The organism is Segetibacter koreensis DSM 18137, assembly GCF_000374045.1.
GTDB lineage: Bacteria > Bacteroidota > Bacteroidia > Chitinophagales > Chitinophagaceae > Segetibacter > Segetibacter koreensis.
Genome location: NZ_KB893321.1, coordinates 31,625 through 50,458, shown reverse-complemented (window position 1 = coordinate 50,458; position 18,834 = coordinate 31,625). Strand labels below are relative to the sequence as shown.

Below are 18,834 nucleotides of genomic sequence, written 5' to 3'. Positions count from 1 at the left end.
GTTATTATATCTCTGCCAAAGTTTACTAAAAGCTTACAAACTCTTATCAAAATTGTAATACAAAAGTAGTTCCCCTACCCTCAATGGATTGAGCATGAATATTTCCATGATGAAGCATCATTATCTGCTTGCAGAGGCTTAAGCCAATACCGCTACCACTCTTTTTAGTAGTAAAAAAGGGAATAAAAATCTTGTCCAGAACTTCTTTGCTCATGCCGGCGCCGTTGTCGGCAACTTTGATGGTAATTTTTTTATTTGCATTCATGTCCGCAGTTAATAATATTTTTGGTTCCGGCTGATCTTTCACAGCATCTATACTATTTACTAACAAATTAATCAATACCTGCTCAATAAGACTTGTATCGGCTTCCAGTATTAAATCCGTATCCTTCAACACTATTTCCATTTCTATGTTCTTTTGATCGAGCGTGGGTTCCATCAGGCTGTAGAGATTCTCAAAAAGATCGCGCACGTATATTTTCTTAAGATTTGGGGTAGTAATCTTATTGAGGTTACGATACGTTTCAGCAAATTTTAGTAGCCCTTCACTCCTTCTCTTAATTGTCTCAATACCAAGTTTCAGGTCATCAACACTTCCTCCATTATTATGTAAATCGCTGACAGATTCTTCGAGCCTGTTTTTTAGAGTATCGGCAAGGGAAGATATGGGCGCAATAGAGTTCATGATTTCATGTGTCATTACGCTCAGTAATTTTTGCCACGCCTTTGACTCCGTTTCATCTAACGCTTCATCAACATTTTGAAAAGCTATCAGTTTAAACTTTTCTCCTTCGGTTTGAAAAGCGGTTGCAGATAATAACACTTTAAAAGATTTTCTATCAGAATGTGCCGTAGCAATTTTAGTTTCTCCCGGTTTTAGTGAAATAACCTGTTGGTACAGATCTTCATCACGTTTACTTAGCGAATGAATAGTTTTTAAATAAGGCAAGCCCAGCATTTTTTTTAGTGTTTCATTCATCCAGAGCACTTCACCGCCTTCATGCTTATAAGAAAGTATCCCCGTATCCACCAACTCCAGTATTTTTTGTAAATACTGGTACTGAGTTTCCTTTTCTTTACTGATTACTTTAAAAGTACTGTTGATTTCATTGAAACCTTTTCGCAATATCTGAAGGTCTGCAGGCGCATGCTTTACATCAAAATTTCTAGAAAAATCGCGGTAATGAATCGATTCTACAAATTGATTCAACTCGACCTGCGCCTCGCGATGAAAGCGGAAAAACTCTACTACACTGTAAATAATAACAGGTGACAACAACGCTGCAGGCAAAAGCCAGCCTTTTACAAGAAAAAAAGATTCGGCGATAAGCGCTGCAAACATTAGTAATACTCTTATTGATATACGCCATTCCATGTTTTTAAAAATCATAATCAAATGAGGTCAAAGGTTTAAGGTATAGATGAAGGCGGATTGTTGCTAGGCATATCATTAATATTTTACACCCTACCATCTACTTTTAAATATCGTATTTACTCAATCTCCGATACAAAGCAGTACGAGTGAGACCAAGCTCTTTTGCCGCTTTAGATATATTTCCGTTATGTTTTTCTATCACTTTTAATATTGTATTTTTTTCTACCGAGCCCAGGTTTAATTCCACTGGTTCTTCATCTGCCGGTCTTACAGTCTCTATCGGAGAAAAGATGATATCACTTGCTTTAAGCACTTCTCCTTCAGCCATTATTACAGCTCTTTCTATTGTATACTGCAACTCTCTTACATTGCCGGGATAATTATAATGCAGTAATTTATCTATTGCACTCTGGTCGAACTGCGCGCAGGGTTTTAAGTATTTATTGCAATAAAATTTACTAAAATGATTTGCCAGAAGAATAATATCATTTCCCCTTCGTCGCAACGGTGGAACCATGATTTCCACAGTATTTATTCTATAGATGAGGTCTTTTCTAAACCGCGATTCATTCGCTAATTCCTGCAAGGGGACGTTGGTAGCACAAACCAAACGAATATCTATCGGCACAGCATGATTATCTCCCAACCGCATCACCTGCCTGTTTTGCAACACACTCAGCAACTTAGCCTGCTGGTGCAACGATATGTTTCCAATTTCATCCAGGAAAAGTGTTCCACCGTTTGCTGCTTCAAATCTTCCGGCGCGGTCTTCTCTTGCATCTGTAAAAGCTCCTTTTTTATGACCAAATAATTCGCTTTCAAATAAAGTCTCGGTCAATGCGCCAACATCCACTTTTATATAAGGTTTGTTTGCTCTTAGCGATTGCTGGTGAATGGCTTTTGCAATTAAATCTTTTCCTGTTCCGTTTTCTCCCAGTATTAAAATATTGGCATCTGTCGGAGCAATCTTTTGTATCTTATAAAATATTTCCTGCATTACTGGAGATTCTCCAAGAAGCTCCCTGTTTATTATAGACTCAAATTTTAAAGGAACTTCATTTGCTTTTCCATTTGTTTTTTTATTTAAAGCCTCTTTTATAGTAGTTAACAATTTTTCGTTGTGCCATGGCTTTACTACAAAATCAGCTGCGCCTTCTTTTAAAGAGCGGATAGCAAGGTCAATATCTCCATAAGCAGTAATCATAATTACCGCCGCATCAGATTTAAATTCTTTAATTTTTTTTAGCCAGAATAAACCTTCATTACCGGTATTTATAGAGCTCGTAAAATTCATATCGAGCATAATAAGGTCAAATGATTGCTTTGCTAAAATGGAACGAAGATTTTCAGGGTTTTTTTCTGTTAAAACTTCTTTCACTTCAGTTTTCAAAAGTAACCTTACAGCGGTTAATACATCGAGGTCATCATCAATAACTAATATAGAAGCATTTTTAAGCAGCATGTCGTTTTTGTTTCCTGTTTTTCGTTTGGCTTATAGGTACTACAAACATACCGTAAATATAAAACTATGATTATGAATTTTTTAAAGAAAATAAGGTAGGGACAGGTGTATCAAAAGCGGACACTTATTGTAACACAAACGAACATTGTAAGCACACAAAAGAATAATAGAAATTTGAGTATCAGCAAGTTACAGAATCGGCACACTATTAAAGATTGTTTATTCAGATTTGATTTTTTAGAGCTAAAAAGAGCTTTAGGAAAAGTTGCCTTGAAAAGATGCAGTACAAGTGAGTGACACAAGCGGAGATGAGCATTTGTAACTAAAGATGACTAAAAAATTAAAGCTTTGAATTTAGTAAACATTTAAATAATAATACTTTAGAAAGTGGACAGAGTTATTAAGAAAAAAAAGTGGAACAGTAAAAGAATAGCAACTATTGTAGGAATTATTGCTGTTGCAGGATTGATAGCCGGAAGCCTCTATTTTACATCGGGCAAAAGCAGGCTAAATGTAGATACAGAACGGCTGACAATATCAGAAATTAAGAAAGGACCCTTCCAGGAGTTTATACCTGTAAACGGAGTTGTTATGCCAATAAGCACCATTTATTTAGATGCTACTGAAGGTGGTCGCGTAGAAGAAAAATATGTGGATGATGGTACAATGATGAAGAAAGGCCAACCAATCTTGCGCCTTAGCAATACCGACCTCGAACTTGGCCTAGTAACGCAGCAAACCAACGTATATAACCTGCTTACACAAATGCAGATATCACGGAATGCAGCACAGCAGAATACGGTAAACAAACTGAACCAGATGACCGATGTGGAAAGCCAGCTGAAGGAAGCAGAACGCATTTACAACCTAGATAAACACCTGTATGAGCAGAAAGCGATAGGTCTGCAGGAGTTTAAACAGGCGGAGAACAATTTTAATTACTATGCACAAAAGAAAGACCTGACAAAACAAATTTTGAAACAGGACTCTACCTCCAACACCCAGCAGTTGACACAGGCAAGGCAGTCATACGAAGGTTCACAAAATGCATTGAATGTTATGCGCAAAAAAGTAGGTGACCTGATAGTGCGTGCTCCTGTGGATGGCCAGTTAACATCGCTTGATGCTGAGATTGGGCAAAACAAAAACAAGGGTGAAAGACTGGGTCAGTTAGATATTACCAGCGGCTTCAAAGTGAGAGCCGATATTGATGAGCACTATATATCAAGAATATTTCCAGGTCTGACAGGCGATTTTACTTTATCAGATAAAACATATAGACTTAAAATAAAGAAAGTGTATACGCAGGTTACTAATGGCCGTTTCCAGGTTGATATGGAATTTGTAGGGCAAGTACCGCAGGGTATCCGCAGAGGTCAAACCTTACAAATACGTTTAGCGCTTGGTGATGAAACGCAGGCCATACTACTTGCCAAGGGCGGATTTTTTCAACAGACAGGTGGCAACTGGATATTTAAAGTTGCGGAAAATGGAAATGTAGCATATAAGGTGGATATACAATTAGGCAGGCAAAACCCTGATTACTATGAAGTGCTGCAAGGCCTGAAGTCGGGAGACAAAGTGGTAACATCTAGCTATGAGAATTATGGCACCATGCAGGAGCTGGTTTTGAAAAAAGGAAACTCGCAATAAGAGGTTCTGAAAACATTTGACTACCAGGAACAAATCAAACCATACAATTATGAAAAAGCTGCTTACATACTTAATATTGATAACATGTTTTGAAGGCTTCATTTCTGCTACACCTGGGTCCTGTTACCTACACAGAAAAGCTTTGAAGATTACCAATATTAATATTTGCGAAAAAGAAAAAGCTTTACAGGATGACGTTAATACTGAAATTCATCCGCTTAACATTTTTAGTTTCCGTTTAAACTAACCAATACATATATTTCAACCTAAAAAATCTACAAAATATGATCAGGATTAAGAACCTCGAAAAAATTTACCGTACCGAAGATGTTGAGACCGTAGCACTTAATAAATTAACTTTTGAAGTAAAAGAAGGAGAATTTGTTGCAGTAATGGGTCCATCGGGATGCGGCAAATCTACTTTACTAAACATACTCGGGTTATTAGATGATCCTGATGATGGCAGCTTCCTTTTTAACGGAATAGAAGTCGCAAAATTTAATGAACGCAAACGGGCTGAGCTCCGGAAAAGAAATATCGGTTTCGTTTTTCAAAGCTTCAATCTCATCGATGAACTGACTGTTTTTGAAAATGTAGAGCTTCCACTTATTTATCTTGGTATTAAAGCACCGGAAAGAAAACAACGGGTAGAAGCTGTATTGGATAAAATGCAAATTATGCATCGCAGAAATCACTATCCGCAACAGTTGTCGGGCGGTCAGCAACAACGTGTGGCAGTTGCCCGTGCTGTGGTAAACAATCCTAAACTTATACTTGCGGATGAGCCTACAGGTAACCTTGATTCCTCTAACGGCAATGAAGTAATGGCCCTGCTTACAGACCTTAACGAACAGGGAACAACCATTGTAATGGTAACCCATAGTGAACATGATGCACGCTATAGCCACCGCATTATACGCATGCTCGACGGACAAACGGTTACTGAAAACATAATGGTGTAAGCAGAAGTATTGCTTTTCTGCTATCTGCTTTTCTCTTACTGATAAAACCGCTCCTGATGATACGAAATTACCTGAAGATTGCCGTACGTAACCTGCTGAAATACAAATTTATTTCTTTCATTAATTTGTTTGGGCTTTCGGTCGGCCTGACTTGCTGCCTGCTTATAACTACATATATTTTAAATGAATTAAGCTATGACAGGTACAATAAAAATGCGGAGAATATTTATCGTGTAGAGAGAACTTTTCTTAACCCCGAAACCAAGATGCTTTCCCTGGAGTTGGGAAGTGTTGCGCCGCCCTTTGGCCCATTGCTGGAGAATGATTTTAAAGAAATAAAAAAAGTAACCCGGCTACTACCTTTCGGAACAACTCCATTGAAATTTGAAGATAAAATCTTTAATGAAAAAGATGTGTTTTTTGCTGATGAAAACCTGTTTGACGTTTTTGATTTTAAAGTAACAAGAGGCAATCCAGCCAAAGCTTTATATAATCCTTATTCTGTGATGCTTACGGAAGAAACAGCAAAAAAATATTTTGGTAATGATGACCCGATGAATAAAGTCATCCGTTTTAATAACCAATTTGATTTTAAAGTAACAGGCATCTACAAATCTTTACCGCCAAATGCACATTTTCATCCCGAAATTATGTTATCCTTCAACACCTTAAAAGACACAGCTATTTATGGAGAAAAAAATCTTAAAACAAACTGGAGCAACAATTCTTTTTTAACCTACCTGCTGTTACCGCCAGGCTACAATCCAAAAAAATTAGAAGCCCAGTTTCCTGCTTTCCAGGACAGGTATATTCGTGATGATGGTCCGGCTAAATTTAAAACTTCTGATTTTTCAGTTTTAAACCTAAAAAAGCTGACCGACATTCATCTCTATTCTCATAAAGATGACGAAGTTGAGATAAATGGCGATATAAAAAGAGTTTACATTTTTTCAGCTATTGCTTTATTTGTTTTGCTGATTGCATGCATTAACTACATGAATCTCTCGACTGCACGTTCTGTGTTGAGGGCAAAAGAAATTGGTGTACGAAAGGTTGCAGGTGCACGCAAAGGAGAATTAATTGCTCAATTTTTAAGTGAGTCCGTATTTGTATCGTGTGTTGCAACTATACTTGCTTTTGCATTAACATGGTCAGCCCTTCCGTGGCTAAATGACCTGTCAGGCCAGAAACTTGTTTTAGGAAGTCTATTAAACCCGTACATAATACTGGTGATGCTACTTGTACCATTTATCGTGGGAATAGTTGCTGGCATTTATCCCGCGCTTTTTCTTTCATCTTTTCAACCTATTAAAGTATTAAAAGGCATTTTAAAAGTCGGCGGAGCAAATGTTTCCTTTAGAAAGGTCTTGGTTGTATTTCAATTTTCAATCTCTATCATTCTGATTATCGCTACAGGAATTGTGTTTCAGCAATTACATTTCATTCAAAATAAATCGTTGGGTTTTGACAAAAATCACGTTTTGCAGATTAATAATAATGCCGGGCTAAATGATAATTACCAGGCATTTAAAACAGAGTTATTAGCCAATGCAAATATCAAAGAAGTAGGACTTTCGTCCCGCGTTCCCACTGGCCGCCTGTTAGATGCAAATGGCTCTCAGATAAATCGTGGAGATTCCCTCGCACCTACAAAAGCTGACATAAAACTTGTTCGTGCAGATGCAGATTTTCTACCTGCCTACGGAATTAAAATAGTTGCGGGAAGAAACTTTTATAAAGATACTAATTTTGATACGTCCTCTTTTCTTATTAATGAAGCTGCTGTAAAAGCATTAGGACTAAAGTCGAATGAAGAAGCCATTGGCAAACAATTTCAATATGGCGGACGGAAAGGAACTTTAGCAGGAGTTTTTAATGATTTTCATTTTGAATCCTTACACCAACGCATACTGCCTGTTGTCTTATTTGAAGGCACTAACCAAGGCGCTTACGGAAATATTTCTATCAAAATCACAGGTAATGTTCCTGCTGCATTAGCTCATATTGAAAGAACTTGGAAAAAGTTTTTACCCGAAATACCTTATCAATACAATTTTGTTGATGAAAGATATTCTAAGCTCTACGACTCAGAAAAGAGGCAAGGCACTATTTTCACTATTTTTTCGTGCATTGCCATTTTAATCGCCTGTCTTGGTCTGTTTGGTTTATCAGCATTTACAATTACTCAACGGATAAAAGAAATAGGCATACGCAAAGTATTAGGAGCCAGTGTAAGCACAATTGTAGGTTTATTGTCTAAAGACTTTTTAAAACTGGTGTTAGTAGCTGCTGTTATTGCTTTTCCGGTTGCCTGGTACGCAATGAACAAATGGCTGGAAGACTTCGCGTATCGTATTAACATTCCGGTTTGGGTATTTATTGTTGCCGCTTGTATTGCAGCAATAGTCGCCTTCGCTACCATTAGTTTCCAGGCTATTAAAGCAGCCACCACCAATCCCGTAAAAAATTTGAGAACAGAATAATAAAATGCCATTTTAAGAGGCAGCTATTGAAACAAAACGTATTGTCATGAAAAACCAAAAAACGCATTAATTACAAAAACACCCCCAATGATAAAAAACTATTTAAAAGTTGCTTTTCGTAAACTGTGGAGCCATAAAGCTTTCACTTTTATCAACATTATCGGCCTTGCCATAGGCATGACCGCTTGTTTTCTGATTTACCTATATGTAACTTTTGAATTAAGTTATGATACATTTCATACTAAGGCTGACCGCATCTACAGGATAGTAGCTGACATTAAAACACCTACTGAAGTAATTAATGCAAGCGGTCCTTCATGGGCCGTACCACCAAATACAAAGGACGAATTTCCTGAAGTAGAATCATTTGTTCGCATATCGGGCGACAATCTTTTAATACGAAAAGGAGACAAAAAATTCCAGGAAGAAAATACTATTTATGCTGATTCGGCTTTTTTTCATGTTTTTGATTTCAACTTATTGAGAGGCAACCCTCAAACCGCATTAAAAGAACAATTGAGTATTGTATTTTCTGAAACAGCTGCAAAAAAATATTTCGGTAAAACAGACCCAATTGGTCAGACTTTATTAGTTACAGGAGATGGACTGCCAGCTAAGGTGACGGGAGTAATGAAAGACATACCGGAAAATTCGCACATAAAAGCAGATGTAGTGCTGTCAATGGCGACGATTACCCAAAAGTTTGCTCCCGGGATAGATAGTCAATACGGCAACTATGGGGCTTCTGCATATTTATTATTGAAACCCGGTAGTAATGCAAAAGCGTTGGAGGCCAAATTTCCGGGATTTCTTGAAAGACGGAATGGTACGGAGATGAAAAAAATACAAATGTACCCTACCCTGTTTCTTGAACCATTAAAAGACGTGTACCTCCGTTCAACCCGTGATGGTAGCAAGACCGGTAATATTTACAATGTTTACATATTTTCCATTATTGCAGTATTTATCCTTTTAATTGCATGTATTAATTTTATAAATCTTACCACTGCTCGAGCGGCCGAACGAGCGAAAGAAGTTGGAATAAGAAAGGTAGCCGGAGCTGACAAGTTTCAATTGATATGGCAATTTATTGGAGAGTCTGTCATGTTATGTTTTATTGCCTTTTTGCTGACTATTCTTTTTTCCGCCTTGCTCCTGCCCTTATTTAACCAGTTAGCTGGCAAAACCATTAGCACCGGCATTTTTCACAATATGTATCACGTGTTTCAGCTTTTTCTTGCATCTATCGGTATTGGTTTATTAGCGGGAATTTACCCGGCATTGGTCCTAACCTCATTTAAACCAATTATTGTTTTGAAAGGCCGGTTTGCTACAGGTACTAAAGGAATTTTGCTAAGAAAAGGTTTGGTTGTTGCCCAGTTTACCATATCTATTGCCTTGATTATAGCAACAATTGTTGTCTACAACCAAATGAAGTACATGCGAAACCAGGACCTCGGCTTTAGTAAAGACCAAATGATGATAATTGATACTAACGGAGACCCTGCAAAAAAGGCTTTCCAGCAGGCAGTAGCAAGCATTCCTTCTGTAAAGTCAACGGCCACTTCCTCCAGCGTTCCCGGCGGGGGCAATCCGGCGGCTTACTCAGAAATTGAAAATATAAAAGGTGAACTGCAGATAGCCAACCTTGATTTGTACTTTGTAGACTTTGATTACATCAATCAGTTTAAAATAAAAATGGTCGCAGGCCGAGCGTTTTCCAAAGACTTCATGACTGATACCACGCAGGCGATGGTATTAAATGAAGCCGCTGTAAAAATGTTTGGCTATAGCTCTCCTGAGCAGGCAATCGGAAAACGCTTCAAACAATGGGGCAGAGAAGGAAAGATAATAGGCGTGATGAAAGACTTTCATTTCCGGTCTCTACAACAACCTATCAAACCATTAAGTATGCGTATCGTGCCTGAAGGTTCTAATCTTGTTTCTGTAAATGTATCTGCTGCGAATTTGCCGGCGACTATATCAGCAATAGAAAATAAATGGAAAACGCTAATTCCAAACCGCCCGTTCAGTTATTATTTTTTAGATGAATTTTTTGATAAGCAGTATCGTGGTGAAGAAAGGTTTGGCAGGCTTTTTCTAAATTTTGCCATTTTGGCCATTATTATTTCCTGTCTTGGCTTACTCGGCCTCGCCTCCTACAGTACTGTTCAGCGTACCAAAGAAATAGGTATACGAAAAGTATTAGGCGCTTCCGTGTCCGGCATTGTAAACCTGTTATCAAAAGAGTTTTTAAAGCTTGTTATTATATCATTTGCCATAGCGGCTCCTCTGGCCTGGTACTTCATGTATAAGTGGCTTCAGGACTTTGCTTATCATACAAGTGTTAACGTATGGGTGTTTGTATTTGCTGGTTTTTCTGCCGTTGCCATTGCTTTATTTACCGTAAGTTTCCAGGCCTTGAAAGCTGCGATTGCAAATCCTGTAAACAGTTTAAGAACGGAATAGCAGGAGATTTTAGTTGCAAGAATTAAAACAAGTGTCTAAAACTAATTTCATCACAATGTGTAAGGAAGTAGTTATTAAAAATTTTGCCTTCACCACACTTTCAATAATTTATCACTTTACACGTGTACCAAAAACGAACAGCTTTTTGTATCAAAATAGAACAATTACAACCATTTTTTAAAGAAGTTAATTAACAGTCAATAACTTATGAAATTGGTTTTATGTTTGAAAGAACACTTTGACTACCATTTTTTTTGAGTATAAATCGCATTTTATGTTTAAGAACTATTTTAAAACAGCATTTCGCAATCTTTGGAAAAATAAAACTTATGGCTTTTTAAATATTTTTGGTTTAGCCACAGGCATAGCTTGTGCCGCCCTAATTTTTTTATGGGTTGAGGATGAGTTAACATTCAATGACTCTTTTCCGAAGAAGGATTATTTGTATTCTGTGAAGAATAATCAGACTTACGATGGTACAACTTACACATTCGATGCTACACCCGGTGTACTGGCGCCAACAATGAAAAGTGAAATTCCGGGAATAAAAAATACTGCACGTTGTACCTGGGGCAACAAATTACTTTTTTCATTGGGAGACAAATCTATTTATGAGCAGGGCAATTATGTAGACTCTAACCTGTTTTCAATGCTGCAATTGCATTTTATAAAAGGCAATGCATCAGATGCGTTTGCACAATTGCACTCTGTTGTCATATCAAAAAAAATGGCTGATAAATTTTTTGGATCAACAGATGTTATAGGAAAAACACTTAAAGTAAATAACGAACATGAGTACGTGGTAACAGGTGTAATAAAAGACTTGCCCGAAAATGTTTCATTTAAATTCGACTGGCTCGCTCCATTTAAAATATATGAGGATCAAAATACATGGTTGCAAAAATGGGGTAACAATGGTATTGTGACATATGTAGAAGTGCAACCTTCAACAAATTTAGAGGCTGTAAATGCCCGATTACACGGCTATATACAATCGAAAGATGCTGAAGCCAACTCCAGGCTTTTTATTTTTCCTATGAGGAAATGGAGGCTTTATAACAATTTTGTAAACGGTATAGAAGATGGCGGAAGAATAAAATATGTAAACCTGTTTAGTATTATTGCCTGGATTATTTTAATTATTGCCTGCATCAATTTTATGAACCTGGCAACCGCCCGTTCCGAAAAGCGAGCAAGGGAAGTCGGTGTGCGTAAAGTAATGGGCGCGGGTAAAGGAATGCTGATGAGCCAGTTTATAGGTGAGGCCTTGATTATGTCTTTTCTCTCTGCTTTGTTGGCGATTGCAATTGTTGCCTTTGCCCTTCCCGGCTTTAATGGCCTTGTCGACAAAGAACTATCACTCAACTTACAAAATCCCCTGCATCTGGCGGGATTATTTGCTATCGCTTTCATTTGCGGAATAATTGCCGGCAGCTATCCCGCTTTTTACCTATCCTCATTCAATCCTGTGGTGGTTTTAAAGGGATTAAAAATAAAAACCAACGCAAGTGCAGGTTTTATTCGAAAGGGATTGGTGGTTGTGCAATTTTCGATTTCCATCATTCTTATTATCGGAACAATAATTATTTATAAGCAGATAAATCATATAAAAGACAGGCAGTTGGGTTATGATAAAGAGGGACTTGTTTATATGAACTTGCAGGGTAAAATGAAAGAGCATTTTAACTCCATTAAAAATGATCTAATATCAACAGGAGCTGTGCAAAATGTAGGTTTAAGTAATGACTACGTTCTACAACTAGGCAGTAATACGGGAGATTTTGCCTGGCAGGGAAAAGATCCTAATAAACAAATATTAATAACTGTAGAAGGCGTTAGCCCGGAATATATCTCTACATTGGGAATGAAGCTGAAAGCCGGTAGAGATTTTTATGCTGATATTGCTGCTGACAGCAATAATATCATTATTAATGAGTCGCTTGCTAAACTGATAGGGAAAAAAGACCTCGTAGGCAGCCTAATAACCAGAGACGGAGGCAACCAAAAATATACAATTGTTGGAATAATAGATGATTTCGTCTACAACGATATGTATTCTTCAAGTGCGCCTTTGATACTTTTTCCGGATACTGCAAATGTCAACTTTTTAAATATCCGTTTCAAGGCAAAAACAGATCTCGCCGGTGCTTTGGCCAAAGTAGAAAACGTTATAAAAACACATGAACCAGGTTATCCTTTTGAGTACAAATTTGTTGATGAACAATTTCACAAATTATTCAAAACAGAAACTCTTATTGGAAAGTTGTCCTGGGTCTTTTCTGCACTGGCAATAATTATTTCCTGTCTCGGTTTGTTTGGTTTAGCTGCTTATACCGCAGAACGCCGGACAAAAGAAATTGGTATCAGAAAAGTGCTTGGTGCAACTACAGGCGCCCTTGCGGGGCTACTGTCCAAAGATTTTCTACAACTGGTTGGTATTTCATGCCTTGTTGCTTTTCCTGTCGCATGGTGGGCCATGCACAACTGGTTACAGACATATCCCTATAGAATTGAAATAAGCTGGTGGACATTCGGTCTTTCAGGTCTTTTGGCAATTTTTATTGCCTTGCTTACAATAAGTTTCCAGGCAGTAAAAGCTGCAGTTGCAAATCCTGTTAAGAGCCTGAGAAGTGAATAGTCTTAAAAGTGACCTGTAAAACGGTATTCGCTATACCTAAAATGCTATTCGACAATGAGCGTTTAATTACTATTGAGAGATAACCGGAATTATGGTAATGAAAATGCGATGATATATCCCGCGGGGCCTCCTTTATCTCCCCTTACTGATAACGCTACATATTGTTTACCTTTCACCATATATGTACATGGCGTGGCAGAGCCAATTGCAGGAAGAGTAAAGTCCCACAATAGTTTTCCATTGGTTTTGTCAAAAGCAAAAAATTTATTATCTCTGGTACCTCCCAAAAAAACAAGACCGCCCGAAGTGACAATCGGACCCGGAGAACTGGATGTACCTGTAACAGGTTCTCCCTTTTTTTGCAATTCTGGGTAGTTGCCTACCGGTATTTTCCATTCGTACTCACCAGTATTCAGGTTGATCGCATTAAGCGTTCCCCATGGCGGTCTGATCGCTGAATAACCGTCTGTTCCTTCAAACTGGGAATATGCAGTCAGGTTTAGATAAGTAGGAGTAGTATCTTTTTTTGCACTGCCACTTTTATCTCTTTGTATGGCTGATTTGTTGTTTTTAATTTCTAACAAATCAGATTCCTTCTGGGAAAGCTTCTTATTTTTATTTTCAAACAAATAAGCAATAATGGCTTCTTCATGACCTTTGATAATACTTGCAAATGGTGGCATCTTCCCACCACCTTGCCTTATTTTATTAAGCACCTGGTCTTTTGTCATTCTTTTTTGCAGGTTGACCAGTGACGGATAAAAAGGTTCCTCCCCATTTCTGTCTTCCCTATGACAGCTAACACAATACGTTTTATAAATTGCCATTCCTCCGCTATAAAAATCTGTTTCGTCTTCACTTTTTTTTGCTTCCTCAATTTTTTGAAGAATATCTATTTCAGGCGAATCATTTGATTTTAAATACAGCACACCTGTTGCGGGATCATACGCCGCACCTCCCCATTCTGAGCCGCCAATCGTCCCGGGCAGGTTAAGAGAGCCTTTGGTAGAGGGAGGAGTAAATAATCCATCGTATCTTAAACCCTTAAATATCTTCACTAACGAATCATGAGCGGCCGGAGAAAAATTACTAAGATCGTCAATGGTCATGTACTGGCGGGCGTATGGCTTAGGCTTTAAGGGAAAAGGTTGGGTTGGCCACGCTTCCTCGCCCGGTACGTCTGAAGAAGGAACTTTTCGTTCTTCAACCGGAAACAACGACTCTCCTGTCTCACGGTTTAATACATACAAAAAGCCAATTTTAGAGGTTTGTGCTACTGCATCTATTTTTTTACCATTTTTAATCACAGTAACCAAATTGGGAGGAGCAGGTAAATCATAATCCCACAAATCGTGATGAATAGTTTGAAAATGCCACTTACGTTTGCCTGTCGCAGCATCAAGCGCAACTACACAATTTCCATATAAATTTTCGCCTTTACGGTCTGCACCATAAAAATCATAGGTAGGAGAACCAAGGGCAAGAAAAACCAAACCGCGCTTTATATCGAGGCTCATACCTGACCAATCGTTTGCTCCGCCTGCATATTTCCAAGCGTCTTTTGGCCACGTTTCATAACCCGGTTCACCAGGTTTTGGAATAGTATGAAACGTCCATTCGCGGTTTCCATTTCTTATATTATATGCCCTGATGTAGCCGGGCTGCGCTCCGTACAATTCTGAAACTTCATTGCCAACAATCAACAGATCTTTGTACACAATGCCAGGTGAAGTTGGTTTTATAGAAATAACCTTAGGATCATCCCTTATCCCAACATTCATACTTACTTTTCCATCCTTTCCAAAAGCAGGTATTATCTTTCCTGTTTCCGCATTTACAGCAAAAAGATTATCTCCGGCGGTAAAGAGTATTCTTTTGTCGTTTCCGTCTTGCCAATAAGTAACACCGCGGCAAACGCCGCCTCCGTCACCTCCGTTAAAAGGATCAAAAGCCCATATTTGTCGGCCAGTTTCTGCATTTATTGCATAAATTCTATGCCTTGCAGAGGAAGCATACATTACTCCGTCTATTACTATCGGGTTGCACTCACTACTGCCAAATCTTGCTCCTTCCACAGCATCATCCGGAGTAAATTTCCATGCTACTTTTAATTGCTGAACATTGTCTTTGTTGATTTGATTTAGATCAGAATAACTACTGCTTTCATTATCCGCCTTATAAATACTCCAGTCCTGGTTTTTTTTCTTACAAGCAGTTGCAAGTATGATAGCAGGCAGAGTTAACAGCAACAATCTTTTCTTGTTCTTTTTCATCAATATGAATATGTCAGTTCCTGCAATTGATTAAAGTTATTTGACGAGCTTTCGCACATAGGACAACAATGAGGTATTTCCAGCTTCAGGTTTTATCCCGGCAGGAAGTTTTCTTAAATACCATGTAACTATCCAGATCAGGGATGCTTCTGGCTGCAATTCTTCATAAGCTCCCTGATGTTCAATTTCAACATAACTTTTACCAGGCTCAACAGGGCTTGCAAATAGCTCAATCTCACCTTCTTTTGGCGCATTTTTCTCTAATGGTATGTCAGGAAATTTTTTTACCAGTATTACGTTTTCATTAACTTCAGCTAACCACCCTTCAGCACCGTCAGTATATAATTGTCGGTCGCCTTTAACTGGCAATTTACTTTTTTGATAGGTAAACCAGCAAATGCCATCTTGTACACTTGTTAGCGGAATTAAACCGCCCCTCCTTTCTCCGTTTCCTAATGGGAAAAAAGCGATACCATTTGTTTGTACCCGTGTAACTTCCCAGGGGGCCACTTTCTGAACTTTATTAGTGGGATTAGTGATAAGATATTTGAAAGTATAAGAGCCGCCTTTGCTGTTACCAGAAATTTTTTTAGTAACTACCAATCCTGTTTGGGAATCTTTCTGGCTTACCATTATCAATTCATTAGCTTCAATTTTTGCAGAATACAGTTTATTATCCAATTCCGCGGAAGGAGGCCAGTCCCAATTACTTTGAGGACTTATCCAAAAAGTAGATCCCCAGTTGAAGTCATTTACAGATTTACCAGTTAAAAATTCTTTTCCATCAAGCTGTAGCGAAGTAATTCTCCCTCCAATCGAGGGATCAATTTCTAATATTTGATTTTGAACTTTAATGCGATACAATTCGCCTTTCTTTTTAATAGCTGCTTTATTAGAAGTTGTTTGACCTGAAGATGCAATCACTGAAAAAGCGGACACGACGATAATCATTAATTTTTGAAACATAGATCTTTTGAATTTTCCCGGTAATCTCTTTTCACTCATTAATATTAATACAATGATTCCTTTTAAAATTGCACTCATTTGTTACATAATAAAATGTTTCCATATTGAAGGACAGCGGTATTTACAGCACGCATTTAAAGACAACCGGGCAAAGGAGAAAAAGCAGCCTGAAACTACCAAAAAGAAAAGACATAGAAACGCATTCTCCTTCTTTAAAGGTAGAGTTCATAATAAAAGATATTTAAGGTGGACTATACTATTTGTGCAGCTTTTATTCTACGCATCTTCAATCCAGCAGGTCTTTAACTCATCAAACTGCCTGCTGAAGAATTTCTTTTACCCTGCGTGCTACAATATTGACCTGCTCTGGCTTTAGCAACACAACACCAATACTTAACATGTCGTCTTTACCATTTGCTACTATACTTGGCGTACCGCTTTTTAATGCTTCCAACACGTCTTTTGGAGTAGTCTTTACTTTAGTTTGATCCCACGTTACGTGAAGACTTGGGAAGGCATTGGCAGGTCCTTTATCGACCACGGTCTCACCTTTTACTGATGCGATTGTTTCTAATTGTGCCTGAATTCTTTTACAACGGTCAAGCCATTCGTTCCATTCTTTTTTGTGGTCTCTTTCGAGGTACGATTTCAACGCAGCATACATCCCAAACATTTCTTCCTTATTCACCTTCATTGGGCGTCCTATAGGTGCTTCGTGTGGACTATGGTTGAGCTTTGCTGCTTCAATTAAATCTTTGCGGCCAAACAATAAACCTGCGCTTTGGGGTCCGCGAATCATCTTACCTCCTGAAAAGGTAATCATATCAAAACCCAACTTCTGAAATTTAAAAAGGTTCTCAACCGGGGGAACGTCAGCCGCTGCATCTAAAAATGTAGGAATTTTGTGCTTTTTAGCTATTGCCAAAAACTCTTCATGAGTGACACTCGATTTTTCTGCGGCGTTGAAAAACAAAGCCATTACTGTGTTAGCATTAAATGCCTTTTCCATTTCTTCTGGCCCCTCCACCTCTACTATTTTTGCACCCGTAGTACTAACCGCCTGGTCAAAAAGATAACGATGGGTTTTTTGCATAATTACCTCAGGTCGGGGACCCGGTAGATTTGGAATTAGCTTTATCTTCTCTTGGTCTGTACCTGTAATTGCGGCTGCCGTGCCTAACAACATTGCACAAGCCGCCCCAGATGTCACCATTGCAGCTTCAACTTGCAACATCTCAGCTATTTTTGCACCTACTTTATCCTGTAGCTCGTACATGTTTGCAAAATCATGAGCAGTTGAGTTAATAGCTTCCAGCACTTCAGGCATCATGAGAGAGCCAGACAAGAACGTCATGGTTACACCTGCGTTTATAACTGGAGTTACACCTAATTCTTTAAAAAGATCACGTTTGGTAGGTGGAGGTGGAGGTGCAGCAAAAGCTGAAGAGAATGGCAAACTGCTTCCTATACCGGCAGCAGTCAAAGGAACCAGAGATAATCCTTTAAGTATATTTCTACGTTTCATTATAAGTACTACATTTTTATATTTATCAACTACTATATTAAAAATCTGAAAGACAATTATTCTTTTCAAACTCCCCGCCCTTTTTTAAAAAACCTTTACAAAAGGTGCATGAGGAGTTTGTTATAAGAAATAACAATCACAATGTAAGCTTTTCTAATAATTTTTGCATGCTGTGAAGTATCAATATTGAATTCAACAAAGTTTTAAATACCCTTTAAGTAAACAAAGTGGGATAAACTTTTTCAACCAATCTTATATTGCAATTTTAAGGAAATAAATGAGGAGTTAATTTGTATGCTATTCAAATTTAATTGGCCAAAATTTTTCAAACTCGTGAAATGAATTTTTTATGGGTGACCATGACCACTTCATGCCTTTGCCGCTGTCGTAGTCCAGCCTGTAAAAATTCGCATTCCAAATAGTGCCACTTTTTGGAGGAAGATTTTCTAAAGGATTGAATAGCTTATATGGAAAAAACAGTTCAGCACGCCAACTGTTGATAACCGCATTTTTTTCCATTTTTCCTCCATCTACATACACCATCTTTTTCATTCGTCGTTCATTTTCATAATGCCACGGGATCCATCCATAAAAATCTCCTCCAAAATTTGGGATGATTAAGACCAGCTCCTTATTCAGTTGATTGATTTCATATTCTAAATAAATTGGCCTCCTGGTATTGGTATGAAAAAAAGCTTCAAACACGTCTCCTTCAAAAAGATTTTCAAAGTCCTGGTCAAATTTCGTTGTTATCTTGTTGTCCTTTCCACTAAATAACAAATAAATACCGGTGGAGGAATACAGAATTTTAAATTTGCTTTCGTAGTTTTTGCCTCCAGAATCAAGTTTAGATAAATTATTCCATCGGGTCTTTCCCCATTCGAAATTGTCACCCTTGCCCGTCACATCGAAATCATGGCATTGCCTCACAAGTAAAGGTTCCTGGGGTTTTTGGCCAGTAACATAATTTAAAATAAGCAGAGCGATTATTGTCAATGGTATCCGCATAATAATTGTATGATCTGTAT

At 38.1% G+C, this 18,834-nt stretch carries 11 protein-coding genes; 5 read left to right on the top strand and 6 right to left on the bottom strand.

From position 1 onward, the window contains the following. Positions 1–46: 46 nt before the first annotated feature. Both B154_RS0108620 and B154_RS0108615 read right to left on the bottom strand, forming a co-directional pair. Positions 47–1,375, bottom strand: a complete 1,329-nt coding sequence (locus B154_RS0108620) for a sensor histidine kinase (RefSeq protein WP_245542572.1) — start codon at positions 1,373–1,375, stop codon at positions 47–49. A gap of 103 nt (positions 1,376–1,478) precedes the next feature. Next, a complete protein-coding gene (locus B154_RS0108615) occupies positions 1,479–2,837 on the bottom strand; it encodes a sigma-54-dependent transcriptional regulator (RefSeq protein WP_018613454.1) in 1,359 nt (452 codons plus the stop codon). Positions 2,838–3,224: 387 nt separating this feature from the next. Here B154_RS0108615 and B154_RS0108610 point away from each other — a divergent pair, with 387 nt between their 5' ends. From B154_RS0108610 to B154_RS0108585, 5 genes are all read left to right on the top strand, one after another. Continuing rightward, positions 3,225–4,490, top strand: coding sequence for an efflux RND transporter periplasmic adaptor subunit (locus B154_RS0108610; protein ID WP_018613452.1), 1,266 nt, complete (start codon positions 3,225–3,227; stop codon positions 4,488–4,490). Between the two features lie 284 nt (positions 4,491–4,774). Then, on the top strand, positions 4,775–5,452 hold the full coding sequence (locus tag B154_RS0108600) for an ABC transporter ATP-binding protein (protein WP_018613447.1): 678 nt from the start codon (positions 4,775–4,777) through the stop codon (positions 5,450–5,452). Positions 5,453–5,508: 56 nt separating this feature from the next. Then, on the top strand, positions 5,509–7,935 hold the full coding sequence (locus B154_RS0108595; RefSeq protein ID WP_018613445.1) for an ABC transporter permease: 2,427 nt from the start codon (positions 5,509–5,511) through the stop codon (positions 7,933–7,935). Positions 7,936–8,022: 87 nt separating this feature from the next. Continuing rightward, positions 8,023–10,404, top strand: coding sequence for an ABC transporter permease (locus B154_RS0108590; protein ID WP_018613443.1), 2,382 nt, complete (start codon positions 8,023–8,025; stop codon positions 10,402–10,404). Positions 10,405–10,678: 274 nt separating this feature from the next. Continuing rightward, positions 10,679–13,042, top strand: a complete 2,364-nt coding sequence (locus B154_RS0108585; protein ID WP_018613441.1) for an ABC transporter permease — start codon at positions 10,679–10,681, stop codon at positions 13,040–13,042. An 89-nt stretch (positions 13,043–13,131) separates the two neighbouring features. On the opposite strand, the gene B154_RS0108580 is transcribed toward B154_RS0108585, so the two are convergent. From B154_RS0108580 to B154_RS28060, 4 genes are all read right to left on the bottom strand, one after another. Beyond that, complete coding sequence (locus B154_RS0108580; protein ID WP_018613440.1) at positions 13,132–15,315, bottom strand: pyrroloquinoline quinone-dependent dehydrogenase; 2,184 nt, start codon at positions 15,313–15,315, stop codon at positions 13,132–13,134. Between the two features lie 36 nt (positions 15,316–15,351). After that, on the bottom strand, positions 15,352–16,359 hold the full coding sequence (locus tag B154_RS28065; RefSeq protein WP_018613438.1) for a DUF4380 domain-containing protein: 1,008 nt from the start codon (positions 16,357–16,359) through the stop codon (positions 15,352–15,354). A 232-nt stretch (positions 16,360–16,591) separates the two neighbouring features. Beyond that, positions 16,592–17,806: an aminotransferase class V-fold PLP-dependent enzyme gene (locus B154_RS0108565; RefSeq protein ID WP_026260059.1), complete on the bottom strand. Its 1,215-nt coding sequence runs from the start codon at positions 17,804–17,806 to the stop codon at positions 16,592–16,594. A gap of 297 nt (positions 17,807–18,103) precedes the next feature. Beyond that, entirely contained in the window at positions 18,104–18,814 is a 711-nt protein-coding gene (locus B154_RS28060) for a carbohydrate-binding family 9-like protein (protein WP_018613434.1), read from the bottom strand. Positions 18,815–18,834 lie beyond the last annotated feature (20 nt).

What these genes read in the sequence shown, in the direction of transcription:
- B154_RS0108600 (WP_018613447.1), top strand. Translation starts at nt 4,775, where the DNA reads ATGATCAGGATTAAGAACCTCGAAAAAATTTACCGTACCGAAGATGTT.
- B154_RS0108620 (WP_245542572.1), bottom strand. Translation starts at nt 1,375, where the DNA reads ATGGAATGGCGTATATCAATAAGAGTATTACTAATGTTTGCAGCGCTT.
- B154_RS0108565 (WP_026260059.1), bottom strand. Translation starts at nt 17,806, where the DNA reads ATGAAACGTAGAAATATACTTAAAGGATTATCTCTGGTTCCTTTGACT.
- B154_RS28060 (WP_018613434.1), bottom strand. Translation starts at nt 18,814, where the DNA reads ATGCGGATACCATTGACAATAATCGCTCTGCTTATTTTAAATTATGTT.
- B154_RS0108595 (WP_018613445.1), top strand. Translation starts at nt 5,509, where the DNA reads ATGATACGAAATTACCTGAAGATTGCCGTACGTAACCTGCTGAAATAC.
- B154_RS28065 (WP_018613438.1), bottom strand. Translation starts at nt 16,359, where the DNA reads ATGAGTGCAATTTTAAAAGGAATCATTGTATTAATATTAATGAGTGAA.
- B154_RS0108585 (WP_018613441.1), top strand. Translation starts at nt 10,679, where the DNA reads ATGTTTAAGAACTATTTTAAAACAGCATTTCGCAATCTTTGGAAAAAT.
- B154_RS0108590 (WP_018613443.1), top strand. Translation starts at nt 8,023, where the DNA reads ATGATAAAAAACTATTTAAAAGTTGCTTTTCGTAAACTGTGGAGCCAT.
- B154_RS0108580 (WP_018613440.1), bottom strand. Translation starts at nt 15,315, where the DNA reads ATGAAAAAGAACAAGAAAAGATTGTTGCTGTTAACTCTGCCTGCTATC.
- B154_RS0108615 (WP_018613454.1), bottom strand. Translation starts at nt 2,837, where the DNA reads ATGCTGCTTAAAAATGCTTCTATATTAGTTATTGATGATGACCTCGAT.